General features: G+C 60.8%; 3 protein-coding genes. All 3 read left to right on the forward strand.

What is annotated here, in order from left to right; genetic code table 11:
* Window positions 1–372: 372 nt before the first annotated feature.
* Window positions 373–1,215: a MoxR family ATPase gene (locus AAF563_25545; protein ID MEM7124666.1), complete on the forward strand. Its 843-nt coding sequence runs from the start codon at window positions 373–375 to the stop codon at window positions 1,213–1,215.
* 93 nt (window positions 1,216–1,308) lie between these two features.
* A complete protein-coding gene (locus tag AAF563_25550; protein ID MEM7124667.1) occupies window positions 1,309–2,445 on the forward strand; it encodes a gamma-butyrobetaine dioxygenase in 1,137 nt (378 codons plus the stop codon).
* A partial coding sequence (locus tag AAF563_25555) for an HD domain-containing protein (protein MEM7124668.1) occupies window positions 2,442–2,653 on the forward strand: 212 nt, incomplete at its 3' end. The genes AAF563_25550 and AAF563_25555, both read left to right, overlap by 4 nt.

Here is a 2,653-nt window from a genome sequence, read left to right on the forward strand (position 1 = left end):
AGGAATATAGTCGGGTTCCATTGGCGCTTCGATATTCATCCGCGACCCCCCGGTCACCACCATGCTGCGTTTTCCATGGCAATCTGCCGTCACTCGGCGCCCGATATAGTCGCACCGAGGTGGCATGTCACGTCCTAAAGACTGTTGAAATGTACGTTATTGGGATTCGTGAAAGCGGAACCCCGCAACCCGTTAAGGTTTATCGGAATTATACTACCCGCGACTGCATCATGCGCTGGCATATAGCCCCGGACACAACATCGCACATGCGATGCGCGAGACGGGGTGAAACGCGATTTCTTATGCGCTATAGGCGGGGGTGAATGATGGAATCCGCCAGCAGAGGCGGCGCACAGCAAGGGGCAGGCCGCCATGCGTTTTGAAGGAACAGCCGACTACGTTGCCACGGAAGACCTGATGGTCGCGGTGAACGCCGCGATTACGCTGGAACGGCCATTGCTGGTCAAGGGCGAGCCCGGCACCGGAAAGACGGAACTGGCCCGCCAGGTTTCGGACGCGCTGGGCCTGCGGCTGATCGAATGGCACATCAAGTCGACCACGCGCGCGCACCAAGGCCTCTATGAATACGATGCCGTGTCACGCCTGCGGGACAGCCAGCTGGGCGACGAGAAGGTCAAGGACGTCAAGAACTACATCAAGCACGGCAAGCTCTGGGATGCGTTCAGCGCCGACGAGAAGGTTGTGCTGCTGATCGACGAGATCGACAAGGCGGATATCGAGTTCCCGAACGATCTGCTGCAGGAACTCGATCGCATGGAGTTTCACGTCTACGAGACGGGCGAGACCATCAAGGCCGAAAACCGGCCGATCGTCATCATTACGTCGAACAACGAAAAAGAACTGCCGGACGCGTTCCTGCGTCGCTGTTTCTTCCACTTCATCAGCTTCCCGGACGAAGAAGTGATGACGACGATCATCAACGTCCACTTCCCTGATATCAAAAAGAAGCTGGTCCGCGCCGCGCTGACCCAGTTCTACGAAATCCGCGAGACGCCGGGGCTGAAAAAAAAGCCCTCGACGTCAGAAGTGCTGGACTGGCTGAAGCTGCTGGTCGCCGACGATGTCTCGCCGGAAACGCTGCGCGCCGACCCGAAATCGGCGATCCCGCCGCTGCATGGCGCCCTGCTGAAAAACGAGCAGGACGTGCATCTGTTCGAACGGCTGGCTTTCCTGGCACGGCGGCAGGGCGGCTAGGTTCGCCGCCGCGCGACAATCATCGTCGCAAACGTGGTTGAACCGGCCTTATTGGTCGCGAATGGTGATGCGAGGATCCGGTGAGGAAACTCGATGAACATCAATCTGATCGACGGCGGCGATTCCCTTGAAATCGCCTGGCCCGACGGAGCATCCGCCCGTTTTCACGCAATCTGGCTTAGGGACAATGCGCAGGACGCATCGACCCGGGACCCTGGCAACGGGCAGCGGCTGATCACGCTGGCCGACATTCCGGCCGAAACGCGCATTGCCGAAGCGGCGATTGACGGTGATGACGTCGTCATCACGTTTCAACCTGAAGGCAAAGCGTTGCGCTTCAGGCCGGACTGGCTGCGCGAAAATGCCTACGATCTGGCTCGTGGACCAGTCGCCCCGACCCTCGCCCTCGGCGCCGAAGCTTGGAATAGCGGGCTGAATGCCAAAGTCCCAACTGGCAGCTTTCCCGATATGGCGACCGGCGGCCCTGCCCTTCGCGATTGGCTTGCTGCTGTGCGCTGCTACGGGTTCGCCAAGGTCACCGGCGGGCGGACAACAAGTGGTGCCTTGCTGGAACTGGTCGACCTGTTCGGTTACGTACGCGAGACGAACTACGGCAAGTGGTTTGAGGTGCGCACCGAGATCAATCCGACCAATCTCGCCTATACAGGCCTCGGCCTTCAGGCCCACACCGACAACCCCTATCGCGACCCGGTGCCGACGCTGCAGATCCTCTGGTGTCTCGAGAACTCGGCCGATGGCGGCGAGTCGATGGTCGTCGACGGGTTCGCTGCAGCGCTGCGCCTGCACGAAGAGGATCCCGAAGGTTTCGCGGCGCTTTCCGGCCATTCGGCCCGCTTCGAATACGCCGGCTCGAAAGGTGTTCATTTGTCCGCCAAGCGTCCGATGATCGAGATGCTGCCGGATGGCGAGTTGCTGGGCATCCGCTTCAACAACCGGTCCGCCGCACCGGTCACGGATGTGCCCTACGACGCGATGCCGGCCTACTATCGCGCCTATCGACGGATGAGCGAGATCGTGAACGACCCCGCCATGGAAGTCAGCTTCAAGCTGGAACCCGGCGAGGCCTTCATCGTCGACAACACCCGCGTCCTGCACGCCCGCAAGGCGTATGACGGTACCGGATCACGCTGGCTGCAGGGATGCTATGCCGACAAGGACGGGCTGCTCTCAACACTTAGCGCACTCGAAAGCGAAGCACGGGCCGCATGACCGAACTGACACGCGACACCATCATCCCGTTCATCGGCAAAATCTTTGCCGAGGGCGCGTCGGGCGAGTACTTGGGCGAGCCGGTGAGTATCGGCGAGCATATGCTTCAGGGCGCCTTGCTGGCCGAGGAAGCCGGCGCCCGCGAGGAGGTGATTGCAGCAGCCTTGTTGCATGACATCGGGCACTTCACGCACGCTTTCCCGACCGA

The organism is Pseudomonadota bacterium (assembly GCA_039028155.1).
In the GTDB taxonomy this organism is placed as follows: domain Bacteria; phylum Pseudomonadota; class Alphaproteobacteria; order SP197; family SP197; genus JANQGO01.